Below are 24293 nucleotides of genomic sequence, written 5' to 3' on the forward strand. Positions count from 1 at the left end.
TCACAATTGGAATAACATTTTCTTCACGTTGACAAAAATGCCTGCCCGACCATGGGGCGGGCGCAGCGTGGCGGCGCTTGGCCGAGTGCTCGCTGCCGGTCCGTTTCGCTTAAAATAGCGGTATGGCCCAACTTACGCTCGTCCTGCCGTTCGCCCTCCCCGCTCCCGAATTCGCGCCCGAACTGGTCCGCGCCCTGCAGGCGCCGGCCCTGGCCGCGCTATTATCGAAGTCGTCGTCGTCACGCCGCGTGCCGTTGCCGGGCACAGCCCGCGCGCTGCCGCACGAACTGTGGATCGCCGACGCGCTGGGGCTGTCGCACGGCAGCGATGGCCTGGTGCCCGGCGTGGCCGCCGCGGCGATGCGCGGCTACGGCCTCGACCCGGACGACGGCCGCTGGTTCGTCGTCAATCCCACGCATATCCAGATCGCCCGCACCCACCTGCTGATGGGCGACATGCGCCAGCTCGACCTGCGCGAGGACGAGGGCCGCGCCCTGTTCGACAGCGCCCGCCCCTGCTTCGAGGAAGCGGGCCATGCGCTCGAATACGGCGCCGCCGACACCTGGTTCATGCGCGCCGACGCCTGGGACGAGATCAGCACGTCGACCCCGGACGCGGCCGTCGGCATGAACCTGACGGACTGGATGCCGTCCGGCCCGCCGGCGCGCGCATTCCGCAAGCTGCAGAACGAGGTGCAGGTGACCTGGTACACCCACCCCGTCAATGCCGAGCGCGAGGCGCGCGGCCAGTCCGCCATCAATTCCTTCTGGCCGTGGGGAGAAGCGAGCATGGCCACCGAGCATGCGCACAAGCTGGTCGCGAACGCCGGCCTGCGCAGCTTCCATCCGCCGCGCCTAGCCGCATGGTCGGTGCCCGGCTGGCTGGGCGCGCTGGCGCACGAGCGTCCCGCGCGGCCGGCCGACGTGCTCGGCAAGCAGGATGGCGCGCTGCTGCTCGTGTGCGGCAACGTGGCAGCACCCGCCATCGCCGCCGACTGGGGCGGATGGCTGGAACAGATGCAGCTGCTGGAAACCGAACTGTTCGCGCCCGCGCTCGACCTGGTCCGCACCGGCACGGTCAAGGACCTGCGCCTGGTGCTGAGCCACCGCGACGGCCACCTGGACACCACGACGACCCCGATGGCCCAGCGCAAGTTCTGGCGCCGTCCGACCCTGGAAGCACTGACGTGAAGACCCGTATCTCGATCCGCCCCTGCCCCGTGCGCAACAGCGAAATACTGCGCCAGGGCGGGATCCACCCCGTGCTGGCGCGCGTGTACGCCGCGCGCGGCCTGACCGACGCGCGCGAGCTGGCCAGCGAACTGCAGGCCCTGCTGCCGCCCGCCCAGCTGCGCTGCATCGACGCCGCCGCCGTCTACCTGGCCGACGCGATTGGCGCGGGCAAGAAGATGACCATCGTCGCCGACTACGACTGCGACGGCGCCACCGCCTGCGCCGTGGCCCTGCGCGGCCTGCGCGCGATGGGGGCGACGGTCGACTACATCGTTCCCAACCGCTTCGAGTACGGCTACGGCCTCACCCCCGAGATCGTCGAATTGACGGCGCGCGAGAAGAACCCCGACGTCATCATCACCGTCGACAACGGCATCGCCAGCATCGATGGCGTGGAAGCGGCCAAGGGGCGCGGCATCGACGTCGTCGTCACCGACCACCACCTGCCGGGCGACACGCTGCCGGATGCGCGCGTGATCGTCAACCCGAACCAGCCCGAATGCGGCTTCCCCAGCAAGCACCTGGCCGGCGTGGGCGTCGTGTTCTACGTGCTGCTGGCGCTGCGCGCGGAGCTGCGCCGGCGCGGCGTGTTCGACGCCCAGACCCAGCCCAAGCTCGACAACCTGCTCGACCTGGTGGCGCTGGGCACGGTGGCCGACGTGGTCAAGCTGGACACCAACAACCGCATCCTGGTGGCGCAGGGCTTGAAGCGGATGCGCGCCGGCCGCATGCACGCGGGCGTGGCGGCGCTATTCCGGGTGGCGGGACGGGAGGCGCGCAATGCCTCGCCGTTCGACCTTGGCTTCGCGCTGGGCCCGCGCCTGAACGCCGCCGGAAGGCTGGAAGACATGTCGCTCGGGATCGAGTGCCTGACGACGGACGACGAGGGCCGCGCCTGGGCCATCGCCCAGGAGCTCAACGACATCAACCTGAAGCGCCGCGAGATCGAGGCCGACATGCAGGGGACGGCCCTGCTGCACCTGGACGAGTTCAATCCGGCCGACGCCAGCACCATCGCCGTGTTCGACGACGGCTGGCACCAGGGCGTGATCGGCATCGTCGCCTCGCGCCTGAAGGAAAAATTCTACCGCCCGACGATCACCTTCGCGCCCGCGGGCGACGGCTGGATCAAGGGTTCCGGGCGCTCGATCCCGGGCTTCCACCTGCGCGACGCGCTCGACCTCGTGTCCAAGCGCGTGCCCGGCCTGATCGACAAGTTCGGCGGCCACGCGATGGCGGCCGGCCTCACGATCCGCAGCGAGCACTTCGACACCTTCACCCAGGCCTTCGAGGCCGTGGGCCGCGCCTGGCTGACGGAGGCGCAGCTGGAGCGTGTGGTGGAAACCGACGGGCCGCTGGAAGACGATTTCTACTCGACCCAGTTCATCGAGCTGCTCGACGGCCAGGTCTGGGGCCAGGGCTTCGCCCCGCCCGTGTTCTGCGACGAATTCCGCGTGGTGAGCCAGCGCATCCTGAAGGACAAGCACCTCAAGCTGCTGCTGGAACGGAACGGCCGCCGCTACGACGCGATCTGGTTCGGCCATACGGACGCGCTGGGCGACCAGGCCCGGGTGGCGTTCCGGCTCGATGCCAACGAGTACAACGGCGTGACCAAGGTGCAGCTGCTCGTGGAGCACGCTGAACCGGCATAACGCAGAAAATCAGAGCGTCGCCCCTGCGCAGGCAGGGGCCGAATGTTTGCTCGTGCTGCGGCGACGCAAGCAAACATTGGGTCCCTGCCTGCGCAGGGACGACGTATCAGACGGCCTGCGCCTCCACCCTTTTTCCCTTCCACGGCTGGTACAGCGCCAGCGCCGCGATCAGGCCGCACGCGGCAGCCGCCGCCATCCAGTACCCCGGCGCCGCCTTGTCGCCCGTCTCCTGGATCAGCCAGGTCGAGATCACGGGCGTGAAGCCGCCGAAGATGGCCGTCGCCAGGCTGTAGGCCAGCGAGAACCCCACCGTGCGCACGTGCGCCGGCATGATTTCCGTGAGGGCGACGACGGTCGCGCCGTTGTAGCTGGCGTATATGAAGGACAGCCACAGCTCCGCTTCCAGCATGTGGGCGAACGTCGTGTCGTGCACGAGCCAGGACAGCACGGGATGCGCCGTCAGCAGGGGCAGCACGGTGAAGGTCACCAGCAGCGGCCAGCGCCCGATGCGGTCCGACAGCGCGCCCATGACGGGCAGCCAGATGAAGTTCGACAGGCCGACGCAGAAGGTGGCCAGCAGGCTGTCCGCGGCAGACAGTTTCAATACGCTCTTGCCGAACGTCGGCGCGTACACGGTGATCAGGTAGAACGACACGGTCGTCATCACGACCAGCATCATCCCCAGCACGACGAGGCGCCAGTTGGCGGCGATCGAATGCAGGATCTCGCGGAATTCCGGACGGTGCTTGCGCGCCTTGAATTCCTCGGTTTCCTGCAGGTGGCGGCGGATGACGAACACGATCGGGATGATCATGCAGCCGATGAAGAAGGGAATCCGCCAGCCCCACTCGCTCACCTCGGCCGTCGAGAGCGAGCGGTTGAGCGCGAAACCCAGCGCCGCCGCCGCCATGATGGCGGCCTGCTGGCTGGCCGACTGCCAGCTCACGTAGAAACCCTTGCGGCCCGGCGGCGCCATCTCGGCCAGGTACACGGAGACGCCGCCCAGCTCGACGCCCGCCGAGAAGCCCTGCAGCAGGCGCCCGAGCACGACCAGGATGGGGGCGAAGATGCCGATGGTCGCATAGCCGGGCACGAAGGCGATCAGGATGGTGCCGCAGGACATGATCACCAGTGTCAGGATCAGGCCCTTGCGGCGGCCGATGCGGTCGATCACCCCGCCCAGCACGACGGCGCCGAGCGGCCGCATCAGGAAGCCCGCGCCGAATGCGACGAAGGTCGCCATCAGCGACACGTACTCGTTCCCCGAGGGGAAGAAAGTGCTGGCGATATAGGTGGCGTAGAAGCCGTACAGGAAGAAGTCGTACATCTCGAGGAAATTGCCGCTGGTGACGCGGATGACGGTAGCGAGCGGCGATGGCGCCTGGGGGGCCTGGGTCATGGAACACTCCTGTTCTTGTCGCGCCGGAACGTCGCTGGGGCGTATTTACCGGTGCGTATTGATCGTGTCACGGCATCGCATGTGCTGTGATTGCTCCTTCGATTGTAGCGAAGCGCATCGCGGGCCGCAGGAGGCCGCCCACCCGCTCGTCGGGCGCCCGGGGCCGCCCTCGCGCCAGGGCCGCTTGCACGCCATCTGAAACCGGAGTATAAAGAGACCAGAACTGGAGGAATCCATGAGTCTTGCCTACGCCTATCCGAAAAGCCGTTTCGAACCCGTCCACCTCGTCGACCTGAACGCGCGCGCCGAGCGCGAGCGCCTGTCGGCCTCCGCCCTCGCCGGTTTCTTCCGCCTGATGGATGCCTGGCACGTGCGCGACGACGATGCGCGCGAACTGCTGGGCGGCCTGTCCTCGTCCTCGTTCTACGAGTGGAAGAAGAAACCGCAACGGGTGCTCGAGGTCGACCGCATCACGCGCATATCCTACCTGTTGGGCATCTATAAATCCCTGCACATTTTGTATGGAGACAAGCTGGCCGACGAGTGGGTCCACCTGCCGAACGCGAACCCCGTCTTCCAGGGGCGCACGCCGCTGGCGACGATGCTGGGCGGCGGCCTGCTGGCCATGCAGACCGTGCGCCGGCTGCTCGATGCCCGGCGCGGAGGACTGTAGATGGCCGCGCTGCCGCGCCTGACGGCGCTGCGCCGCTTCGACACCTGCCGCCTGATTCCGTCGCGCTTCGCCGATGCCGAGGATTCCGTGCTGGCGCCGCTGGCCGGCGGCGACGATGCGCTGCTGCGCGACCTGTTCGACCTCGACAACGCGACCAACGACCGCCTGCGCGGCGAGTCCGGCCTGCTGCCGGGCATCGGCGTGGACGAACTGGTGTTCGGCGTGCCGAACTTCCGCATGATCAATGCGGCCTACACCTATGCCCGGCCGGAAGGCAGCCGCTTCAACGATGGCGAGCGCGGCGCCTGGTACTGCGCCTTCGAGGCGGAGACGGCGCTGGCCGAGGTGGCGTTCCACAAGACCGTCGAGTACCAGGAGATCGGCCGTTTCGACGACAGCGTGACCTATCAGGCGCTGCTGGCGGACTTCAGCGCGGGCTTTCACGACCTGCGCGACGACGACGCCTGGACGCCCTGCCTGGACGCGGGCAGCTACGTGGCGTCGCAAGGCCTGGCGGCGCGGCTGCTGGATGCCGGCTCGATGGGCGTGATCTACCCCAGCGTGCGCCACGCGGGGGGAACGAACCTGGCCTGCTTCCGGCCCGCACTGGTGGGGAATGTCCGCAAGGGCCCCGCGTATCGGTTAACATGGGCGGGTTCGCCGATTCCGCAGGTCGAACCCATCCGATAGACGAGCATGACAAACGAATCACTAAAACTGGATCCGCTGAAAGACAGCGAGCTGCACGACAAGATCAACCGCGAGACCGCGCGCATCGCCTGGTCCGAACTGGAACGCCACTTCGCCCACGGGGTCGTGGTGTACGTGAGCGAGGAACTCGACCTGGTCGAGGTGGCGCTGCGCGTGGCCCATGACGACAAGGACAGCATCGGCCGCTGGATGAGCGAAGGCAAGCTGGCCAAGGTGTCCGACCTGCAGGCGCAGACCTGGCAGGCGGCCGGCGCCCAGCTGTGGGCGTCCGTGGTCAGCCCCTTCGTGCTGGTGCAGCCGGAGAAGAAGCAGCTGCATTAAAGAGATAACGCCACACGACGTCGCCCCTGCGCAGGCAGGGGTCCAATCCCGGCGCAGCCGTCGCGCATGCAACATCGGGTCCCTGCCTGCGCAGGGACGACGAAGGATTCAGGCCGCGTACGCCAGTCGCGGCTGCCCCGCTCCGGGGCGACGCGCCGCCTGCCCCGCATCCTCCAGCTGGAACACGTTCACCAGCCCCGCCAGCTCGCCGGCCTGCTGCTGCAGCGATTGCGCCGCCGCCGCCGCTTCCTCGACGAGGGCCGCGTTCTGGATCGTCATCTCGTCCAGCTTGACGATGGCGCCGTCGACCTGCTCGATCTCCTGGCTCTGGACCTGGGTCGCCGCCGAGATCTCTGCCATGATGGCCGTCACGCGGCCGATCCGCTCGACCACGGCGCGCATCGTCTCGCCGGCCTGGCCGACCAGCTGGGTCCCGGCGCCGACCTTGCCGACGGAATCCTCGATCAATGCCTTGATTTCCTTGGCCGCGGCCGCCGAGCGCTGGGCCAGGCCGCGTACCTCGGCGGCCACCACGGCGAAGCCGCGGCCCTGCTCGCCCGCGCGCGCCGCCTCGACGGCGGCGTTCAGGGCCAGGATGTTCGTCTGGAAGGCGATGCCGTCGATGACGGAAATGATGTCCACGATGCGTGCCGACGCGTCGCTGATCAGGGTCATCGTGGCGACGACGTCGTCCACCGTGGTGGCGCCCTGGCGCGATACGCTCGACGCGTCGGCGGCCAGCTTGCTCGCCTCCTGCGCATAGCCGGCGTTGCTGCGCACCGACTCGATCAGGTCCTTCATCGCGCCCGCCACGCGCGCCAGTTCCGCGGCCTGGCTCTCGGTGCGCTGCGACAGGTCGACGTTGCCGGTGGCGATTTCGCTCGACGCCGCCGCGATCGCCTCGGTCCCCGTGCGCACCCGGCCGACGATGCCGGACAGGCTGCGCCGCATTTCGCTCATCGCCGCCAGCAGGCTGGCCGGCGCCGCGCGGCGCGTGTCGACGTCGACGTGCAGCTGGCCGTGGGCGATCGCCTGCGCGACCCCCGCCGCATATGCGGGCTCGCCGCCCAGCTGGCGCACCAGCTGGCGCACGATGGCGATGCCGACGCCGGCGGCCAGCAGCACGCACAGCACCGCCAGCGCGCCGATCGTCAGGCGCGCCGACGAGGCCGTGGCTTCCGCGTCCGCGCTGGCCTTGGCGCTGCCGGCCTGCAGGTCCTTCAGCAGGACGTCGATGTCGGCGACGATGCGGCGGCGCAGCGGCGTGCATTCGTTGGCCAGGAAGGCGCTGTAGCCGTCCATGTCGCCCGACGCCCGGTAGCCGCGCGGACGGCGCAGCTCGTTCGCCATGGCCACCAGCTCTTCGCGCGTCTTGCGGTATTGCGCGTCCTTGCCGAGGACGGTGTCGAGGCGCTCCAGCGCCGCCATATAGGTGGCGGCATGGCGGTCGATGAGGTCCAGTTCGCGCGCCACCTCGGCCCCGTCCTTGAAGACATAGGCGTTGCGGGCCGAGATGCCCGTCTGGTCGAGCGCCTCGCGCACTTCGTACAGGGGCTCGAGCTGGGTCGCGCGCAGGCGGTCGGCGCCGGCCAGCGCCCGCTCGATGTCGTTCACGCGCAGGACGGCGAAGAGCGCCAGCACGAGCGTGACGCCGACGACCAGCGCGAACGCCATGGTCAGCCGGGCAGCGATTCCCGGACCTTTGTTATGTTTGCTCACTTTTTCCTCAGGTTGGCGGGAAAAATTCAGCATTTCCCCAAAAATGACAGTATTGATGAAATTCTGCCATATATATTTCCTTGAGGAAGCACGATTGAACATGGGGAGATTCGAACGTGCCATTTTGCAACAATTCGTGAGAATGTTGTTAAAGCAACTATCGAACAAGATGTAATAGTTGGAGAGATTCTGGACGCGCAAATCCGTTATACTGGCGGAATACGAGGAAGTTTATGCTGAGCAACTTACACGACGACGATCCGATCCTGACCACGAGCGAAGTCGCCCGCCTCCTCGGCGTGGCGACGAGCACGGTGCAGATCTGGATGGAAAGCGGGGCGATCGAATCCTGGAAAACTCCGGGCGGACACCGCCGTACGCGCCTGAGCCTGGTGCAGGGCCTCATGCACGGGGACGACCAGGCACGCGCCACCCCGAACCCGAGCACGGACAAGGAGTACCAGCCGGCCCCGCTGGCGAACTATCCGATGCCGGCCAACGAGCGTACCCGCCTGGCGGCGCTCGCGGCATCCGGCCTGGTCGACACCGAGGACGAACCGCGCTTCGACCGCGTGGTGCGCCTGGCCGCCATGGTGACCGGCTCGCCGATCGCGCTGATCTCGCTGCTGACCTCCACGCGCCAGTGGTTCAAGGCCCGCGTCGGGCTATCGGCGCGCGAGACGCCGCGCGACTGGGCGTTCTGCTCGCACACGATCCTGAAGAACGAGCTGTTCGTCGTGGAAGATGCGCTCGAGGACGAGCGCTTCCGCACCAACCCCCTCGTGCTGCAGGAACCGCACATCCGCTTCTACGCCGGCATTCCGTTGCGCGACAAGTCGGGCCAGCCGCTGGGCAGCCTGTGCGTGATCGACCGTGAACCGCGCCGCCTGCGCGCCGCCGAAGTCCAGAGCCTGATGGACCTGGCCGATATCGCGGCGGCGGAGATCGCGGCCGGCGCCGGCAAGCAGCGTCCTTGAACTTGCCGTGACGGCGGGCACGCGATGCCCGCCGCCCCCTTTACCGCCACCTGATCAATAACCCGGTCCGCGCCCCTCGCGCACCCGGTGCTGCAGCGCATGCGCCGCTTCGCGCAGCAACTGGGCCGCGCGCACGGGATCGGGTTCGCACAGCGCCAGTTCCTGCAAGGCTTCCGGATACTCCAGCTGCGCCGCCAGCGCGATCCAGCGCTGCGCGGCCGCTTCGTCGCGCGCCCCGCCCTCGCCCGCCATCTGCATCTGCGCCAGCGTGAACATGGCCGCCGGCACGCCGCCCGCGGCGGCACGGGCGAATGCGGCGCGCGCCGCGGCGGCATCCGCCGGCATGCCCAGGCCATTGCGCTGCTTCAGACCCAGCTCCCAGTCGGCCAGCGCCCGCGGCGGCAAGCCGTCGGCCGCATGCGCCAGCGAGGCGGCGACCAGCAGCGTCGCGGCCAGCAAGCCTTTCCTCATTTGGCGAGGTCGATGCCGTACAGCGCGAACCCCTTGCCCTGGCCGTCGTCGGCACGCAGCTCGGTCACGTTGTCCAGGCCCGCCGCGCGCGCCAGCGCGATCTTGCCGGGCGCGGAATGGAACACGACGGGACCGGCCGTCTTCACGGGCACGAAGCGCCAGCTGCGCTGGGCGCCGTCCGCCTTCAGCGACAATTCCTTGCGCGCGCGGACGAACGCGATCAGCACGTCGCGGTTGGTGTCCGGCGACGCGAACACGGTCTTGCTGCCGTCCAGGCCCGGGAAATTGCCGCCGCCGCTGGCGCGGTAGTTATTGGTGGCGACGAGGAATTCCTGGCCGTCCGCCACCGGCTTGCCGTGCAGCTGCAGGTTGCGGATGCGCTGGCCCGGCGGCTGCGTCACGTCGATCTCGTACTGCAGTTCCGCGGCCGTCGGCGTGTCGACGTTGAAGGCCGGGTACTGCGGGTTGATCAGCTCCTGTGCTTCCGTCCGCGCCGGGTCGATGGTGTTGAAGCGCGTGGCCGACTTTTCCAGCCAGGCCTTGAGACCCTTGCCGTCGACCTTCACGACGTACAGCGCGTTCGGGTACAGGTACAGGTCGGCCGCGTTGTTCAGCGCCAGGCTGCCCGGCGCCACGTCCGTGTAGTCGGCGGCGCCGCCGAAGCCCGTCTTGAACGGGGCCGTCATCGACAGCACGGGCAGGCCGGCGTACTGCGGCAGGTTGGCGGCCACGTACTTGCGCACGTAGTCCGTCTGCGCCTCGTTCACGACCTGCAGCGCCGACACGTCGCCCACGTCGGCGAAATACGTCGACATGCGGAACGAGGTGCTGCCCACCGGCGTCTTCACGTACCGGATCGTGGCCTCGTGCTCTGCCTTTACCAGCGCGGCCACCTGCGGATCGGCGGCGACGAAGGACTTGTCGGCCTGCTGGGTGGAGCGGGTCTCGACGCTGCTCGCCTCCCGTTGCGACACCCAGCGCTTGCCGTCGTAGCGCAGGGCCAGCTTGACCACGCCCAGGTTCTTGCCCCACAGGTTGGCCATCACGGTCGGCACGCCGAACACGGTGCCCTTCGCCTTGTCGACGTGCGGCAGGTTGAATTGCGGGACCGTGCTGGCCGGGTTCGGGAACAGCTGGTGCGAATGGCCCAGCAGCATGGCGTCGATGCCGGGCACCTGGGCCAGGTGCCAGTTGCCGTTTTCCATGTCCGGGCGGTAGGGACTGTCGTCCAGGCCGCCGTGCGAGATCACGACGACGACATCGGCGCCCTTGGCGCGCATCTCCGGGATGTAGCGCTTGGCCGTCTCCACCAGCCCTTCCGTGTAGACCTTCCCTTCGAGCCAGCGCTTGTCCCAGGACAGGATCGTGGGCGGCGTGAAGCCGATGATGCCGACCCTGACGGTGGCCTCGACGGGCTTGCCGTCGGCACCGACGGCCTCGATCTTCTTGTCGAGGATGCGGTACGGGGCGAAGATCGTCCGCTTCGTCTTGACGCTGTAGACGTTCGCCAGCACCTGCGGGAAGCCCGGCCCGGCGCAGTGCTTGCCCGTGCTGGTGCCGTCGGCGCCGAAATCGTTGCCGCTGACCTGGCCGAGGAATTGCAGGCCGTAGTTGAAATCGTGGTTGCCGATGCCTGCGCCGTCGTAGCCCAGCTTCTGCATGACCTTGTAGATGCCCAGCAGTTCGCCGCAGGCCACCGGCTTCACCTGCGCCTGGTAGTCGCCCAGCGCCGTGCCCTGGATGGTGTCGCCATTATCGAAAAGCATCGTGTTCGGGAAGTCGCGGCGCGCCTGGGCGATCAGCGTCGCCGTGCGGTCCAGGCCCAGCGAGGCGTCGTCGGCCAGCTTGAAATAGTCGTAGCCGAGCACGTTCTGATGCACGTCCGTCGTCTCCAGCAGCGCCAGCGTGGCCGTGCTGCCTGCTTTCGGCGCTGCCGCGTGGGTGGAGGCGGCCAGCAGCAGGGCGGGAATGAGGGCGAGGCGCAGTGGCGGGCGAAAAGGCGTCATGGAGGCGTAAAGATGGCTGAAAACGGTGGAAACAGGGGCCGATGATACGGGAGTGCGATGTAATCGAGCAAGATTCGGACGCGATGCGTGCAGGACGATCACGCTTTCATGGGGAGATCGGACGCTCTCGGGTATAATCGAGGGTTCGATTCAACCACTGAGAATACGCTAGAAACCATGGAAGCTGAACGCATCAACGCCCTCTCCGCCCTGCTGAATGACCTGAGCAGCCGTGAAGCCGAACTTCGGAGGTATCTTTGACTTCGATAAGAAGTCGGAGAAACTAGAGCAGGTCAATCAGGAAATGGAAGACCCCGCGATCTGGAACGACCAGAAGCGGGCGCAAGACATGGGCCGCGAAAAGAAAGCCCTGGAAGGCGTCGTCCTGACGCTGGAAAAAGCGCGCGCGGACCTGACCGACGCATCCGACCTGTTCGAGATGGCCCGCGAGGAAGGCGACGACGCCACCATCGAGGCCGTCGAGGGCGATGCCGACGAGATCAAGAAGGTCATCGAGGCGATGGAATTCCGTCGCATGTTCAGCAACCCGATGGACCATGCGAACTGCTTCATCGACATCCAGGCCGGCGCCGGCGGCACCGAAGCCCAGGACTGGGCGTCGATGCTGATGCGCCAGTACCTGCGCTACTGCGAACGCAAGGGTTTCAAGGCCGAGGTCATGGAAATGTCCGAGGGCGAGGTTGCCGGCATCAAGACGGCCACCATCAAGGTCGAGGGCGAGTACGCCTACGGCCACCTGCGTACCGAAACGGGCGTGCACCGCCTGGTGCGCAAGTCGCCGTTCGACTCGGCCAACGGCCGCCACACCTCGTTCACGTCGCTGTTCGTGTACCCGGAAGTCGACGAATCGATCGAAATCGAGATCAACCCGGCCGACGTGCGCATCGACACCTACCGCGCATCGGGCGCTGGTGGACAGCACATCAACAAGACCGACTCCGCCGTGCGCCTGACGCACGCGCCTTCCGGTATCGTGGTGCAGTGCCAGAACGACCGCTCGCAGCACCGCAACAAGGCCGAGGCCTTCGACATGCTGCGCGCCAAGCTGTACGAGCTGGAGCTCCGCAAACGCATGAGCGAGCAGCAGAAGCTGGAAGACTCCAAGACCGACGTCGGCTGGGGCCACCAGATCCGTTCCTACGTCCTGGACCAGTCGCGCATCAAGGACTTGCGCACCGGCTTCGAGACGGGCAACACCAAGAACGTGCTGGACGGCGACCTCGACGACTTCATTTCCGCGTCCCTGAAACAGGGCGTGTAAACGACACCTATCAGAGGAAAGCAACACGATGACCACGAACGCGCGCGCATTCATCTTCGACATGGACGGTACCATCGTCGACAACATGGCCTACCACACCAAGTCGTGGCTGGAATTCTTCGCCCGCCGCGGCAAGCTGTACGAAGCGGATGCCTTCTTCCGCGAGACGGCCGGCGCCCAGGGCCGCGAGATCCTGCGCGCGCGCCTCGGCCCGGAGGTCTCCGACGAAGAGATCCGTGAACTGGCGCTGGAGAAGGATGCGCTGTACCGCGAGATGTATGGTCCCTACCGCCGTGCCATCGAAGGCCTGGACGGGCTGGTGACGGGCGCGCGCAACCGCGGCATCAAGCTCGCCGTCGCCACCTCGGCGCCGCCGCTGAACATCGTGTTCACGCTCGACGAACTGGACCTGCGCGCGCGCTTCGACACGGTCGTCGGCGCGGCCGACGTCGCCCATGGCAAGCCGCACCCGGACGTGTTCCTGAAGGCGGCTGAGCGCCTCGGCGTCGATCCCGCCGACTGCATCGTGTTCGAGGACGCGCCGATGGGCGTGGAAGCGGCACGCCGGGCCGGCATGCGCGCCGTCGTCATCACCACCACGCTGCCCGCCGAAGCATTCGCCGAGTACGACAACGTGATCCGCGTCGTCAACGATTACGCCGACCTGTCCGTTGATGACCTCTGCAGCAACAGCCGGTAATCCCCCTACCTGAAATAGACACCATGAGCACCGAAAACCAAGAACAGGGTAACACCCAGCAAGAGCACGCCAGCCTCGTCGCCGACGACAACAAGATCATCGCCGAGCGCCGCGCCAAGCTGGCAGCCCTGCGCGAAAAAGGCCAGCCGTTCCCGAACGACTTCGTCCCGCAGCACAAGGCGGCCGACCTGGCCGAGCAGTTCACGGGCTGGACCCGCGAGCAGCTGGAAGCCGAGCCGCAGGCCGTCGTCATCGCCGGCCGCATGATGCTGCGCCGCGAAGCCGGCAAGAAGGCCGTCTTCGCCACGCTGCAGGATTCGTCGGGCCCGCGCGCCGACGGCCGCATCCAGATCTACGTCACCCTCGACAACACGGGCGAGGAGACGATGGAAGCGCTGCGCACCTACGACCTGGGCGACATCCTGGGCGTGGAAGGCACCCTGTTCAAGACCAAGACGGACGAGCTGACCGTCAAGGTCACCAGGCTGCGCCTCGTCACCAAGTCGCTGCGCCCGCTGCCGGACAAGTTCCACGGCCTGGCCGACCAGGAGACCAAGTACCGCCAGCGCTACGTCGACCTGATCGTCAGCGAAGAGACGCGCCGCACGTTCAAGGCCCGTACCGCCGCCATGGCCTCGATCCGCCGCTTCATGCAGGAACACCAGTTCATGGAAGTCGAGACCCCGATGCTGCACCCGATCCCGGGCGGCGCCGCGGCCAAGCCGTTCATCACGCACCACAATGCGCTCGACATGCAGATGTACCTGCGCATCGCCCCCGAGCTGTACCTGAAGCGCCTCGTCGTCGGCGGCTTCGACCGCGTGTTCGAAATCAACCGTAACTTCCGCAACGAGGGCGTGTCGATCCGCCACAATCCGGAATTCACGATGATGGAGTTCTACGCGGCCTATACCGACTACAAGTGGATCATGGACTTCACGGAAGCCGTGATTCGCCAGGCCGCCGTGGACGCCCACGGCACCGCCGAACTGACCTACGGCGGCCGCGCGCTGGACCTGTCCAAGCCGTTCCAGCGCCTGACCATCGTCCAGGCCATCGACAAGTACGCGCCGGGCTACACGGAAGCGCAGCTGAACGACGCCGCCTTCATCCGCGAGGAACTGCTGAAGTTCGGCGTCAAGCCGCTGGCCCACGTCGGCCTGGGCGCGCTGCAGCTGGCCCTGTTCGAAGAGACGGCCGAGGCCCAGCTGTGGGAACCGACCTTCATCATCGACTACCCCGTCGAAGTGTCGCCGCTGGCGCGCGCCTCGGACACCCGCGAAGGCATCACCGAGCGCTTCGAGCTGTTCATGGTCGGCCGCGAGATCGCCAACGGCTTCTCCGAGCTGAACGATCCGGAAGACCAGTCGGCCCGCTTCCTGGCCCAGGTCGACGCCAAGGAAGCCGGCGACGACGAGGCGATGTACTACGACGCCGACTACATCCGCGCGCTGGAATACGGCATGCCGCCGGCCGGCGGCTGCGGCATCGGCATCGACCGCCTGATGATGATCATCACCGACTCGCCGAACATCCGCGACGTGCTGCTGTTCCCGCACCTGCGCAAGGAAGATTGATCGTCCGTCCGCGGATGTGACGAGGGGCGCCGCGGCGCCCCTTTTTAATGCGCGTCGTCTCGCGCAGGCGGGGAACCGATTTCGGCACGCGTTCCGGCTGCGCGAGCAAATCGGGCCCCCGCCTGCGCGGGGGCGACGTGGTCCTTGCTACCGCACCACGCGATAGCAAGGCACATACACCTTGCCCGGCAACTTCATGCGGCTCTGCTCCACGAAGGATTGCAGCAGCGCATCGAGGTGGGCCATCATCTCGCTCTCGCCGTGGATCTCGAACTTGCCGTGCTGCTCGATCGCGCGGATGCCCTCTTCCTTGACGTTGCCGGCCACGATGCCGGAGAACGCGCGCCGCAGCTGGGCCGCCAGCAGGTGCACCGGCTGTTCCTTGTGCAGCGACAGGCCACGCATGTTCTCGTGGCTCGGCTTGAACGGGCGCTGGAATTCCGGGTCGATGCGCAAGCCCCAGTTGAAGTAGTAGGCGTCGCTGCGCGACTTGCGGAATTCGCGCACCTGGCGGATCCCCGTGTGCATGACCTTCGCCACCTCGGCCGGGTCGTCGACGATGATCTGGTAGCGCTTGGTCGCCGCCTCGCCCAGCGTGGCGCGGATGAAGCCATCGATGCGCTCGAAGTATTCGCGCGACGTCGACGGGCCCGTGAACACGAGCGGGAACGGCAGCTCGGCGTTGTCCGGATGGAGCAGGATGCCGAGGATGTACAGGATTTCCTCGGCCGTGCCAGCGCCGCCCGGGAACACGACGATGCCGTGGCCCACGCGCACAAAGGCTTCCAGGCGCTTCTCGATGTCCGGCATGATCACGAGGTCGTTGACGATCGGGTTCGGCGACTCGGCCGCGATGATGCCCGGTTCCGAGATGCCCAGGTAGCGGCCGTTCTGCAGGCGCTGCTTGGCGTGGCCGATGTTGGCGCCCTTCATCGGGCCCTTCATCGCGCCCGGGCCGCAGCCCGTGCAGATATCGAGTTCGCGCAGGCCGAGCTGGTAGCCGACCTTCTTCGAGTAGTCGTATTCGACGGAATTGATCGAGTGGCCGCCCCAGCACACGACGAGGTTCGGGTTGTTCTGCGGCCGGATCACGTTGGCATTGCGCAGGATGTGGAAGACGGCGTCGGTGATGCCTTCGGGACGGGACAGGTCGAAGCGCGGGTTGTCGGTCACCTCGAAGTTCACGTAGACGATGTCGCGCAGGACGGCGAACAGGTGCTCGTGGATACCCTTGATCATCTTGCCGTCGACGAAGGCGTGGGCGGGCGCGCTGCGGATATCGAGCTTGATGCCCCGCTCGCGCTGGATCACGCGGATCTCGAAATCCTTGTAGCGCTCCAGCAGTTCCTTGCCGTCGTCGATCGAGCTGCCCGAATTCAGCACGGCCAGCGCGCACTTGCGGAAGATCTGATACAGGCCGCCCTGGCTCGTGTCCAGCAGCTTCGCCACCTCGGCCTTGGACAGGATCTCGAGGCGTCCCTCCGGGGATATTAAGGTGTCGACGACGTCGTAATTCATGGTTTGCGTACCTTTCTCTACTGTCTATAGAAGCAACTACCGCACCAATATACGACAAGTCGCCCGAGTTTGCGTCCCCTTTTGGGACATGGCGTGCACCCATACGGCTGGGCAGGAAAAACTTGCCTTCTGTTGAGTGATTTCCACTAAAATGCGTCGCTATCGGCAAGCCGTCCCTACCCGGGGCGGGTGAGCCGACGAGACCATTCTTATAAAACGATTTGGGGAGGAACCGCATGAGCGGTGCAGCTACGACAACCGCCGGGGAAAAGGCGATCCCGGAATTCAAGCAGATCATGGGCCATCCCGCGCCCCTGTGGATGCTGTTCATGACGGAGTTCTGGGAACGTTTCGCCTTCTACGGCATCCGCTGGGCCCTCGTGCTCTACATCGTCGCCCAGTTCTACGGCGGCAGCGGCGTGGGCCAGGCCGACGCCAACCTGACCTACGGTTCCTACCTCGCGCTGGTGTACGCCGGCGCCGTCTTCGGCGGCTACATCGCCGACCGCGTGATCGGCTACCAGCGCGCGATCCTCGTCGGCGCCGTGTTCATGGCGGCCGGTCTGTTCGCCATCACGGTGCCGAACCCGGATGTCTTCAAGCTCGGCCTGGCCACGATCATCGTCGGCAACGGCATGTTCAAGCCGAACATCTCGACCATGGTCGGCCAGCTGTACGGCATCAACGACCAGCGCCGCGATTCCGGCTTCACCATCTTCTACATGGGCATCAACACGGGCGCCTTCTTCGCGCCGATCCTGACGGGCTGGCTGGCCGAGAGCATGGCCGGCAGCACCGGCGTGCCGGCCTACAAGGCCGTGTTCTTCGCCGCCGGCATCGGCATGATCCTGTCGCTGGTCTGGTTCCAGATCGGCCGCCGCGGCCTGAAGGGCATCGGCGCCCCCGTCGGCGAGCTGGCCAGCCCGACGCGCCTCGCGGGCGTCGTGATCGGTTCGCTGGTCGTGATCCCCGTCGTGTACTTCCTGCTCAAGCTGGGCGCCAACACGCTGCAGGGCATCCTGACGGTGCTGTTCATCGGCCTGGCGCTGATGCTGCTGGTCGAAGGCATCCGCAACGGCAAGGTCGCGCGCGACAAGACCATCGCCATGCTGATCATCTTCTTCTTCAACGTGATGTTCTGGTGCTTCTTCGAACAGGCGGGCAGCTCGTTCACCTTCCTGGCCGAGAACATCGTGCGCCGCGACTTCGGCGGCTGGGTCTTCCCGACCGGCTGGTTCCAGTCCGTGAACTCGATCGCCATCATCGTATGCGCGCCGATCGTCGCCGCCGTCTGGGTCGCGATGGGCCGCAAGAATCCGTCGATCCCGCGCAAGTTCGGCCTGGGCCTGCTGTTCAACGGCCTGGCCTTCCTGCTGCTGATGTTCGCGCTGACGAGCCTCGTGGGACCGGACAGCAAGATCCCGTTCTGGACCCTGTTCATGGTCTACGTGATCCAGTCGATCGGCGAACTGTGCCTGTCGCCGATCGGCCTGTCGATGGTGACCAAGCTGGCGCCGACGCGCCTGGTGGGCCTGGGCATGGGCGGCTGGTTCCTGTCGACCGGCATCGGCAACAACCTGTCCGGCATCTTCGCCAGCCACGTGTCGGGCGAGTCGGGCATGACGACGGCGTCCGCGCTGTCGGGCTACACCTTCGGCTTCTGGGCCCTGATCGGCTCGGGCGTGATCCTGTTCCTGATCGCGCCGCTGATCCAGAAGCTGATGCACGGCGTGAAGTAATCCTCGCGCTTCGCGCAAACGACGACGGCAGCCCGCGGGCTGCCGTTTTTCATTGTTCCAGCGTGTGGCGCATCTCGTCCATCTCGGCGCGGATCCAGTCGCGGAAGTACCGCACCTTCGTCATCGCCTCCTTGTGCGGATTGACGAGCAGCTTGTAGCCGCTGCCGTACGGCGCGCTGCGGCAGGGCAGCACGCGCAGGCTGCCGGCCAGGATGTCCTGGAACGCGATGCCGTACGGGACCAGCGCGATGCCCTGCCCCGCCACGGCGGCCTGGGCCAGCACGCCCCAGTGCGTGAACACGCGCGAGAAATCGTATTTGCCCTTGTCGTATCTGCCCTTCAGCGCGCGGTTCTCCTGCAGCAGCTGCAACCAGGCTTCCGGGCTGCGCTCGCACAGCAGCGGAAAGCGCGCCAGGTCCGCCAGGCCCAGTTCCGGCTCGCCCGGCGCGAGCAGGTCCGGGCTGTAGACGGGCACCAGCCGTTCGTGGAACAGCAGCGCCGGGTCGCCGTCGCGCACGGGACCGAAGCGGATCGCCACGTCGACGGCGTCGTCCTCGATATCGACCGGGGTGTCGTTCGAATCGATGCGCAGGTCCAGTTCCGGGTGCAGCTTGGTGAAGCGCGGCATGCGTGGCACCAGCCACTTGATCGCGAACGAATGCGTGGTCGAGATGCGCAGCACCGCTTCGTCGTCGCCGCGCTGCAGGGCCGCGACCCTGGCGCGCAGCTCGCCCAGCATGCGGCCGACCGTGATGGCCAGTTCCTGGCCCTTGGCCGTCAGGGCGATGTGGCGCGGATGCCGCACGAACAGCGTGAAACCGAGCGCTTCCTCGAGCTGTTTCACCTGCAGGCTGACGGCCGCCGGCGTCTTGTGCAGTTCCTGCGCCGCCAGCTTGAAACTGCCCCAGCGCGCGGCCGCCTCGAAGTCGACCAGGCCGGACAGGCTGCGCAACGGCTTCATGGCCCCACCTTGCATAAGTTTTTCTTATTCATTAGCCTATATTTTTCTTGTTTGAAGGATTGCCAACGTGCATGGACAATATAAAGGATTCACCAAGGCCCCGCCGTGCACTCGCCTGTCTTGCGAGGATGCAGGGGGCCGAGCCTAAGGAAAACTCATGTCCAAGAATATCCTGGTGATCGGCGGTACCCGTTTCATCGGCAAGCTGCTCGTGCAGCGCCTCCTGCATGCCGGCCATCGCGTGACGATCGCCACCCGGGGCTACGCGCCCGACCCGTTCGGCAACCGCATCGAACGCATCCGCGTCGACCGCCGCAACGAGACGGCGATGCGCAACGCCTTCGCCGGCCGCGGACCGTGGGACATCGTCTTCGACCAGATGTGCTACAACCCGCTCGACGCGGCGATCGCCGTGCGCACCTTCGCCGGCCGCACGGGCCGCTACGTGATGACGTCGACCATCGACGCCTACCGCGCGCTCGGCGCCCAGCACGCGCAACCCCTGCGCGAAGCCGACCTGGCCGTCGAGAGCCAGCCGATCGACACCGCGTATCCGTGGCACGACCCGTGCCGCGCCACCGAGTGCTACGTGGCCGGCAAGGTCCAGGCCGAGGCCTACCTGGTGCGCGACGGCTCCCTGCCCCTCGTGGTGCCGCGCCTGGCCCACGTGCTGGCCGGCCCCGAAGACTTCACGGGCCGCCTGGCCCACTACGTCGAGCTGGCGCGCGTCGGCGCCACGCTGCACTACGCGGAGGAGGACGCGGTGCAGTCCTTTATGCCCCTGCAGGCGGCCGCCGATTTCCTGCTCTGGACCGGCATGCAGGGCTTCGCCGGCGCCGTGAACGCGGCCAGCGACGGCGCGCTGTCGGCCGCCGGCCTGCACGAGCGCGTGGGCGAGGTGCTGTACACCCGCGTGCGCCTGGCCCGCGTGCAGCCGCCGCCAGCGCCCGGCCGCCTGTCGCCGTTCGACCTGCCGGCGCCGATGGTGCTCGACACCACGCGCGCCGCGGAACTGGGCTACCGCTTCGGCCACGTGGACGACTGGATCGACGACACCATCAGGCAGCACGACCTGGCCTTCGTCTGACGGTCCCCGTCGTTTCCGCGCCCGCTCCGTACCGCCGTCAGGTATCGTCCCGCGGTACCGGACGGGCCGGCACATGCGTCCCCGAAGCCGCACGGTTTCACGTGCCGTAGTGGAAGAAAAGCGGATTATAATGCGCCGCAACGGGCCGCATCGCCCTGATGCCGCCCGCCTCCCTGGTCCCGTGGACCGCATCGAGAGAGTTCAGTTTTGGCACATACCAGCAAGCCGGCGCGATTGCGCCACCGCGGCGATCGCGGATTTCTCCTCCTGGGCCTCGGCATCGTCCTCGCGATCATCGCCCTGGCCGGCGCCGCAGCCGCCGCCTACGTCGTGTTCCGCGTGCTGCCGAACGTCCCGGCGCTCGACGCCGTCACCGACTACCGTCCCAAGATCCCGCTGCGCATCTACAGCGCCGACAACGTCCTGATCGGCGAATTCGGCGAGGAGCACCGCGATTTCGTCCCCATCGACAAGATCCCGCCGCTAATGAAGAAATCGCTGCTGGCGATCGAGGATGCGCGCTTCTACGAACACGGCGCCATCGACTACCGCCGCATGCTGGGTGCCGTCGGCGCCAACCTGCGCGGCGGCTTCGGCTCGGGCGGCGCGTCCACGATCACGATGCAGGTGGCGCGCAACTTCTTCCTGTCGCGCGAAAAGCGCCTGTCGCGCAAGATCAACGAGATCGCCCTGGCCTACAAGATCGAGGCCGCGCTGTCGAAGGACGAGATCCTCGAGCTGTACATGAACCAGATCTACCTGGGCCAGCGCGCCTACGGCTTTTCCAGCGCCGCGCGCACCTATTTCGGCAAACCGCTGGACAAGCTGACCGTCGCCGAGATGGCGATGCTGGCCGGCCTGCCGCAGAACCCGTCGCGCCACAACCCCGCCGTCAATCCGAAGAAGGCGCGCGAGCGCCAGCACCAGGTGCTGGGCCGCATGCACGCGCTGAACTACATCAGCGACGCGGAGTACGAAGACGCGATGCGCGAGCCGCTGCGCGTGAACACGCGCGGCCAGGAATTCGATTCGCACGCCGAGTACGTGGCCGAACTGGCGCGCCAGGTCGTCTACAGCCAGTTCAAGGAAGAAGCGTATACCCGCGGCATCAAGGTCATCACGACGATCCTGAAGAACGAGCAGGACGCCGCCTACGCCTCCGTGCGCCGCAACGTGATCGCCTACGACCAGCGCCACGGCTGGCGCGGTCCGGAAGGCCGCATCGACCTGCCGTCCGACCCGGTCGAACGCGAGGACGCGATCAACGACGCCCTGGCCAAGCGGCCCGTCAGCGACGGCCTGCTGCCCGCCGTCGTGCTGTCGACCACGAGCAAGTCGATCAAGGTCGAGACCATCGATGGCGACGTCGTCGACCTGTCCGGCGCCGGCGTCAAGTTCGCCCAGGCGGGCCTGTCGTCCAACGCCAAGGAAACCCTGCGCCTGGCGCCGGGCGCCATCATCCGGGTGGCCAAGGATGCCAAGGACAACTGGTCCGTCACCCAGGTGCCGCAGGTGGCCGCCGCCTTCGTCGCCATCGACGCCGACACGGGCGCCTACCACGCGCTGGTCGGCGGCTTCGACTACAACTTCCAGAAGTTCAACCACGTGACCCAGGCCTGGCGCCAGCCGGGCTCCGGCATGAAGCCCTTCATCTATTCGGCCGCCATCGAAAAGGGCTATTCGCCGGCCACCAAGATCCTCGACGCGCCGCTGGACATGGCCGGCGAGGACGCGGGCAAGACCTGGTCGCCGCAGAACGACGACTTCAAGTGGGACGGCCCGATCACCATGCGCCGCGCGCTGGCGGAATCGAAGAACGTGCCGTCGGTGCGCCTGCTGCGCGCCGTCACGGTGCCGTTCGCCCACGACTTCCTCGGCCACTTCGGCTTCGACCTCGCGCGCCAGCCGAAGAACTACACGCTGGCGCTGGGCACGGGCGCCGTCACCCCGCTGCAGATGGCCGGCGCCTACGCCGTGTTCGCCAATGGCGGCTACCAGGTGCAGCCCTACCTGATCGCCAGGATCGAGGATGCCAACGGCAAGGTGCTGCAGGAAGTGAAGCCGCCCGCGCGCACCGACGAACAGCGCGTGCTCGATGCGCGCAACGCCTTCGTCACCGACAGCATGCTGCGCGACGTGGCCCGCTTCGGCACGGGCGCCGCCGCCACCAAGGCGCTGGGCCGCGGCGACGTCGCCGGCAAGACGGGCACCACGTCGGACGCCGTCGACGGCTGGTTCTCGGGCTACGCCGGCAACGTCGTCGCCGTCGCCTGGATGGGTTACGACGATCCGCGCTCGCTGGGCGGCCGCGAATTCGGCGCCACGCTGGCGCTGCCGATCTGGATCGACTACATGAAAGTCGCCGTGGCCAAGCGCCCGGAGACGGTGCGCGAAGAGCCGGAAGGCCTGGTGCGCGAGAACGACGACTGGGTCTACGCCGAATACGCGGACGCGCAGACCTTCAGCGGCATCGACCTCGAACAGCAGCCGGCCGACCCGAACGCGCTGCCGGCGGACGGCACCGCCGTGCCGGGCGTGCCCGGCGCACCGCCGGCACCGGGCACGCCGCCTCCGCAGCCTGCGCAGCCGGTCAACAGCCTGTTCTGACGACAAGCATCCGCTCCCGACGGCCGCCACTGCGCGGCCGTCGGCGTTTGGAGGACAGCGAGCAAGGCGGCATAAACAGTATGTACGCGACATCCTACATGGATGACCGTAGCGATCCTATTTCCCGTGCGGGCCAACCCATCCATGATGGAACCACCCACCAACACAGGAGAGCATCATGAAAAAATATCAAGGCATCCTCGTCGCCGGCATGATGGCATTCGCCCTGTCGGCCTGCAGCTCGACCGGCACCAACAGCAGCGACATGAGCGGCAGCTCGTCGGCCGGCGCCACCTCGAGCGGCGTGTCGGAAGGCAGCTCGATCGGCACCACGGGCAGCGGCCAGGGCAGCTCGCAGAACTGGAACAACAACGGCAACGCCGGTTCCACCACCCCGACCACGCCGCCGACCACGACGCAAACGCAATAATCCCGCACGGATCAGCGGCATTTCCCCTCGGGGAAGCGGCCTGCCCGGCGCCCCATGGCGCCGGGCAGGCCTTGTCATGTCCGCGTCCGCATCCGAATCCGCATCCGCGCCGGCGGCGCCCCGGCTACAATGGCCGTCCTCCCACTGCGCCCGCCCCGCTCCCATGAAAAACTGGATCGCCCGACTGTTCGGCAGCGCTGCCGCCGCCCGCCGCGATGGCGCGGCCGTGCCGGCGCCCGGCGTCCCGGGTGCGGCCGCCCCGTCCCATCCCGCGATCTCCGATCCCGGCGCCCCCGTGTCGCTGGATGCGGCGTACTGGCGCTGGCTGACCGAGCCCATCGCGGGCGAGTCGCCGGATGCCGCCCACGGGCGCATGCTGGACGAGCTGGTACGGCTGGGCGAGCATCCGGGCGACGCCGCCGAGCTGGTGCCGCGCATGCCCGAGGTGATCCCGCGCCTGCTGCGCAGCCTGCGCGACGATGCCGTCTCCGGCGCCGAGCTGGCGCGCCAGGTGGGACGCGACCCCGTCATGGTCGCGGAAACCATCCGCGAAGCAAACAGCTCCTACTACCGTCCCGCCAAGCCCGTGCGCACCGTCGACGCGGCCGTGATGGTGCTGGGCCAGAACGGCTTGCGCATGCTGCTGGCGCGCGTCGCCTTCCGCCCCGTCATCGGACTGGCCGCCGGCAGCTGCGCGCGCCAGGCCGCGCCGCGGCTGTGGCGCCATGCCGAACACAGCGCCCGGGCCGGCGCGCAACTGGCGCCCGGCCTCGGCGCCGATCCCTTCGAGGCCTACCTGGCCGGGCTGATGCACGACATGGGCCTGGTGGTCGCGTTCCGCCTGGCCGACCGCATCCTGGAAGGCCCGTTCCTGCCGCAGGACGAGGCGTTTGCCACGGCCGTGCTGGACGGCGCGCGCGAGCTGTCGGCGCGCATCGCGCTGCACTGGGAACTGCCGCCAACGATCGCCGCCGCCATCGTCCGCGCCGGCCGCCCGGCCACCCAGCCGCTGGCCGCCGCGCTGGGCGAAGCCGACCGGGTGGCCAGGCTTCGCCTGCTGCTCGACGCGGGGCTGCTGGCGCCCGGCGACCCGCTGCTGGCCGGCCTGGGCGCCGCCTCGACGCGCGTCCTGGAACGCCTGGGCGCGGACGAGTCCTAGCGCCTGTCCCAGGCGCGCGCGCCGGGCGGCTCGACGGCGCCGTTCGACTATAATGAACCATCGTTTTTCCGA

At 67.5% G+C, this 24293-nt stretch carries 20 protein-coding genes; 14 read left to right on the forward strand and 6 right to left on the reverse strand.

Features of this window, described 5'->3' with window-relative positions:
• Positions 1–122 precede the first annotated feature (122 nt).
• The gene (locus tag ACI1V7_RS09105; protein ID WP_404531427.1) at positions 123–1190 is read left to right on the forward strand and encodes a hypothetical protein; all 1068 of its coding nucleotides are present in this window, start codon (positions 123–125) and stop codon (positions 1188–1190) included.
• Positions 1187–2884: a single-stranded-DNA-specific exonuclease RecJ gene (gene recJ, locus ACI1V7_RS09110; protein ID WP_404531428.1), complete on the forward strand. Its 1698-nt coding sequence runs from the start codon at positions 1187–1189 to the stop codon at positions 2882–2884. The genes ACI1V7_RS09105 and recJ overlap by 4 nt, the downstream gene beginning before the upstream one ends.
• Before the next feature lie 106 nt (positions 2885–2990).
• Here recJ and ACI1V7_RS09115 read toward each other — a convergent pair whose 3' ends face one another.
• Positions 2991–4283 (reverse strand): MFS transporter, encoded by a 1293-nt coding sequence (locus tag ACI1V7_RS09115; RefSeq protein WP_404531429.1) that lies wholly within the window; start codon positions 4281–4283, stop codon positions 2991–2993.
• Positions 4284–4518: 235 nt separating this feature from the next.
• Here ACI1V7_RS09115 and ACI1V7_RS09120 point away from each other — a divergent pair, with 235 nt between their 5' ends.
• Genes ACI1V7_RS09120 through ACI1V7_RS09130 form a run of 3 tightly spaced genes read left to right on the forward strand, consistent with a single transcriptional unit; the run spans position 4519 to position 5988 of the window.
• A complete protein-coding gene (locus tag ACI1V7_RS09120) occupies positions 4519–4956 on the forward strand; it encodes an antitoxin Xre/MbcA/ParS toxin-binding domain-containing protein (RefSeq protein WP_404531430.1) in 438 nt (145 codons plus the stop codon).
• Complete coding sequence (locus ACI1V7_RS09125; protein WP_404531431.1) at positions 4957–5646, forward strand: RES family NAD+ phosphorylase; 690 nt, start codon at positions 4957–4959, stop codon at positions 5644–5646.
• Between the two features lie 6 nt (positions 5647–5652).
• Positions 5653–5988, forward strand: coding sequence for a DUF2288 domain-containing protein (locus tag ACI1V7_RS09130; protein ID WP_404531432.1), 336 nt, complete (start codon positions 5653–5655; stop codon positions 5986–5988).
• 108 nt (positions 5989–6096) lie between these two features.
• Here ACI1V7_RS09130 and ACI1V7_RS09135 read toward each other — a convergent pair whose 3' ends face one another.
• Positions 6097–7707 (reverse strand): methyl-accepting chemotaxis protein, encoded by a 1611-nt coding sequence (locus ACI1V7_RS09135; protein ID WP_404531433.1) that lies wholly within the window; start codon positions 7705–7707, stop codon positions 6097–6099.
• A gap of 233 nt (positions 7708–7940) precedes the next feature.
• On the opposite strand from ACI1V7_RS09135, the gene ACI1V7_RS09140 reads away from it, so the two are divergent.
• Entirely contained in the window at positions 7941–8684 is a 744-nt protein-coding gene (locus ACI1V7_RS09140; protein ID WP_404531434.1) for a GAF domain-containing protein, read from the forward strand.
• 54 nt (positions 8685–8738) lie between these two features.
• On the opposite strand, the gene ACI1V7_RS09145 is transcribed toward ACI1V7_RS09140, so the two are convergent.
• Together ACI1V7_RS09145 and ACI1V7_RS09150 are read right to left on the reverse strand one after the other, a co-directional pair.
• Entirely contained in the window at positions 8739–9155 is a 417-nt protein-coding gene (locus ACI1V7_RS09145) for an SEL1-like repeat protein (RefSeq protein ID WP_404531435.1), read from the reverse strand.
• Complete coding sequence (locus ACI1V7_RS09150; RefSeq protein WP_404531436.1) at positions 9152–11161, reverse strand: bifunctional 2',3'-cyclic-nucleotide 2'-phosphodiesterase/3'-nucleotidase; 2010 nt, start codon at positions 11159–11161, stop codon at positions 9152–9154. Before ACI1V7_RS09150 ends, ACI1V7_RS09145 begins: the two co-directional genes overlap by 4 nt.
• Before the next feature lie 177 nt (positions 11162–11338).
• On the opposite strand from ACI1V7_RS09150, the gene prfB reads away from it, so the two are divergent.
• From prfB to lysS, 3 genes are all read left to right on the forward strand, one after another.
• Positions 11339–12443, forward strand: a protein-coding gene (gene prfB / locus ACI1V7_RS09155; protein WP_404531437.1) for a peptide chain release factor 2 whose coding sequence is annotated in 2 segments (ribosomal slippage) — positions 11339–11419 and positions 11421–12443 — 1104 coding nt in all. Because the reading frame shifts where the segments join, the coding sequence is not laid out codon by codon here.
• A 28-nt stretch (positions 12444–12471) separates the two neighbouring features.
• Positions 12472–13143: an HAD family hydrolase gene (locus ACI1V7_RS09160; protein ID WP_404531438.1), complete on the forward strand. Its 672-nt coding sequence runs from the start codon at positions 12472–12474 to the stop codon at positions 13141–13143.
• Positions 13144–13166: 23 nt separating this feature from the next.
• Entirely contained in the window at positions 13167–14720 is a 1554-nt protein-coding gene (gene lysS / locus ACI1V7_RS09165; RefSeq protein ID WP_404531439.1) for a lysine--tRNA ligase, read from the forward strand.
• A 147-nt stretch (positions 14721–14867) separates the two neighbouring features.
• On the opposite strand, the gene ppnN is transcribed toward lysS, so the two are convergent.
• Positions 14868–16238: a nucleotide 5'-monophosphate nucleosidase PpnN gene (gene ppnN / locus ACI1V7_RS09170; protein WP_404531440.1), complete on the reverse strand. Its 1371-nt coding sequence runs from the start codon at positions 16236–16238 to the stop codon at positions 14868–14870.
• Positions 16239–16474: 236 nt separating this feature from the next.
• Here ppnN and ACI1V7_RS09175 point away from each other — a divergent pair, with 236 nt between their 5' ends.
• Positions 16475–17977: a peptide MFS transporter gene (locus tag ACI1V7_RS09175; RefSeq protein ID WP_404531441.1), complete on the forward strand. Its 1503-nt coding sequence runs from the start codon at positions 16475–16477 to the stop codon at positions 17975–17977.
• Positions 17978–18026: 49 nt separating this feature from the next.
• On the opposite strand, the gene ACI1V7_RS09180 is transcribed toward ACI1V7_RS09175, so the two are convergent.
• A complete protein-coding gene (locus ACI1V7_RS09180) occupies positions 18027–18938 on the reverse strand; it encodes a LysR substrate-binding domain-containing protein (protein ID WP_404531442.1) in 912 nt (303 codons plus the stop codon).
• 157 nt (positions 18939–19095) lie between these two features.
• Here ACI1V7_RS09180 and ACI1V7_RS09185 point away from each other — a divergent pair, with 157 nt between their 5' ends.
• The 4 genes from ACI1V7_RS09185 to ACI1V7_RS09200 all read left to right on the forward strand — a co-directional run bounded on the left by ACI1V7_RS09185 (position 19096) and on the right by ACI1V7_RS09200 (position 24221).
• Positions 19096–20025 carry an NAD-dependent epimerase/dehydratase family protein gene (locus ACI1V7_RS09185; protein ID WP_404531443.1) on the forward strand — a complete coding sequence of 310 codons (930 nt, stop codon included), beginning with the start codon at positions 19096–19098 and terminating at the stop codon, positions 20023–20025.
• Positions 20026–20232: 207 nt separating this feature from the next.
• The gene (locus tag ACI1V7_RS09190) at positions 20233–22632 is read left to right on the forward strand and encodes a penicillin-binding protein 1A (protein ID WP_404531444.1); all 2400 of its coding nucleotides are present in this window, start codon (positions 20233–20235) and stop codon (positions 22630–22632) included.
• A 178-nt stretch (positions 22633–22810) separates the two neighbouring features.
• Complete coding sequence (locus ACI1V7_RS09195; RefSeq protein WP_404531445.1) at positions 22811–23062, forward strand: hypothetical protein; 252 nt, start codon at positions 22811–22813, stop codon at positions 23060–23062.
• 163 nt (positions 23063–23225) lie between these two features.
• On the forward strand, positions 23226–24221 hold the full coding sequence (locus ACI1V7_RS09200; RefSeq protein ID WP_404531446.1) for an HDOD domain-containing protein: 996 nt from the start codon (positions 23226–23228) through the stop codon (positions 24219–24221).
• Positions 24222–24293: the final 72 nt, after the last annotated feature.

This window comes from Massilia paldalensis (genome assembly GCF_044901715.1).
Classification (GTDB): domain Bacteria; phylum Pseudomonadota; class Gammaproteobacteria; order Burkholderiales; family Burkholderiaceae_D; genus Telluria; species Telluria paldalensis.

Excerpts from the sequence above, each read along its gene's own strand:
- ACI1V7_RS09145 (WP_404531435.1), bottom strand. The coding sequence starts at position 9,155 with ATGAGGAAAGGCTTGCTGGCCGCGACGCTGCTGGTCGCCGCCTCGCTG.
- ACI1V7_RS09200 (WP_404531446.1), top strand. The coding sequence starts at position 23,226 with ATGAAAAACTGGATCGCCCGACTGTTCGGCAGCGCTGCCGCCGCCCGC.
- ACI1V7_RS09195 (WP_404531445.1), top strand. The coding sequence starts at position 22,811 with ATGAAAAAATATCAAGGCATCCTCGTCGCCGGCATGATGGCATTCGCC.
- ACI1V7_RS09115 (WP_404531429.1), bottom strand. The coding sequence starts at position 4,283 with ATGACCCAGGCCCCCCAGGCGCCATCGCCGCTCGCTACCGTCATCCGC.
- ACI1V7_RS09125 (WP_404531431.1), top strand. The coding sequence starts at position 4,957 with ATGGCCGCGCTGCCGCGCCTGACGGCGCTGCGCCGCTTCGACACCTGC.
- ppnN (WP_404531440.1), bottom strand. The coding sequence starts at position 16,238 with ATGAATTACGACGTCGTCGACACCTTAATATCCCCGGAGGGACGCCTC.
- ACI1V7_RS09160 (WP_404531438.1), top strand. The coding sequence starts at position 12,472 with ATGACCACGAACGCGCGCGCATTCATCTTCGACATGGACGGTACCATC.
- ACI1V7_RS09180 (WP_404531442.1), bottom strand. The coding sequence starts at position 18,938 with ATGAAGCCGTTGCGCAGCCTGTCCGGCCTGGTCGACTTCGAGGCGGCC.
- ACI1V7_RS09120 (WP_404531430.1), top strand. The coding sequence starts at position 4,519 with ATGAGTCTTGCCTACGCCTATCCGAAAAGCCGTTTCGAACCCGTCCAC.
- ACI1V7_RS09175 (WP_404531441.1), top strand. The coding sequence starts at position 16,475 with ATGAGCGGTGCAGCTACGACAACCGCCGGGGAAAAGGCGATCCCGGAA.
- ACI1V7_RS09105 (WP_404531427.1), top strand. The coding sequence starts at position 123 with ATGGCCCAACTTACGCTCGTCCTGCCGTTCGCCCTCCCCGCTCCCGAA.
- ACI1V7_RS09140 (WP_404531434.1), top strand. The coding sequence starts at position 7,941 with ATGCTGAGCAACTTACACGACGACGATCCGATCCTGACCACGAGCGAA.
- ACI1V7_RS09185 (WP_404531443.1), top strand. The coding sequence starts at position 19,096 with ATGTCCAAGAATATCCTGGTGATCGGCGGTACCCGTTTCATCGGCAAG.
- ACI1V7_RS09150 (WP_404531436.1), bottom strand. The coding sequence starts at position 11,161 with ATGACGCCTTTTCGCCCGCCACTGCGCCTCGCCCTCATTCCCGCCCTG.
- lysS (WP_404531439.1), top strand. The coding sequence starts at position 13,167 with ATGAGCACCGAAAACCAAGAACAGGGTAACACCCAGCAAGAGCACGCC.
- ACI1V7_RS09130 (WP_404531432.1), top strand. The coding sequence starts at position 5,653 with ATGACAAACGAATCACTAAAACTGGATCCGCTGAAAGACAGCGAGCTG.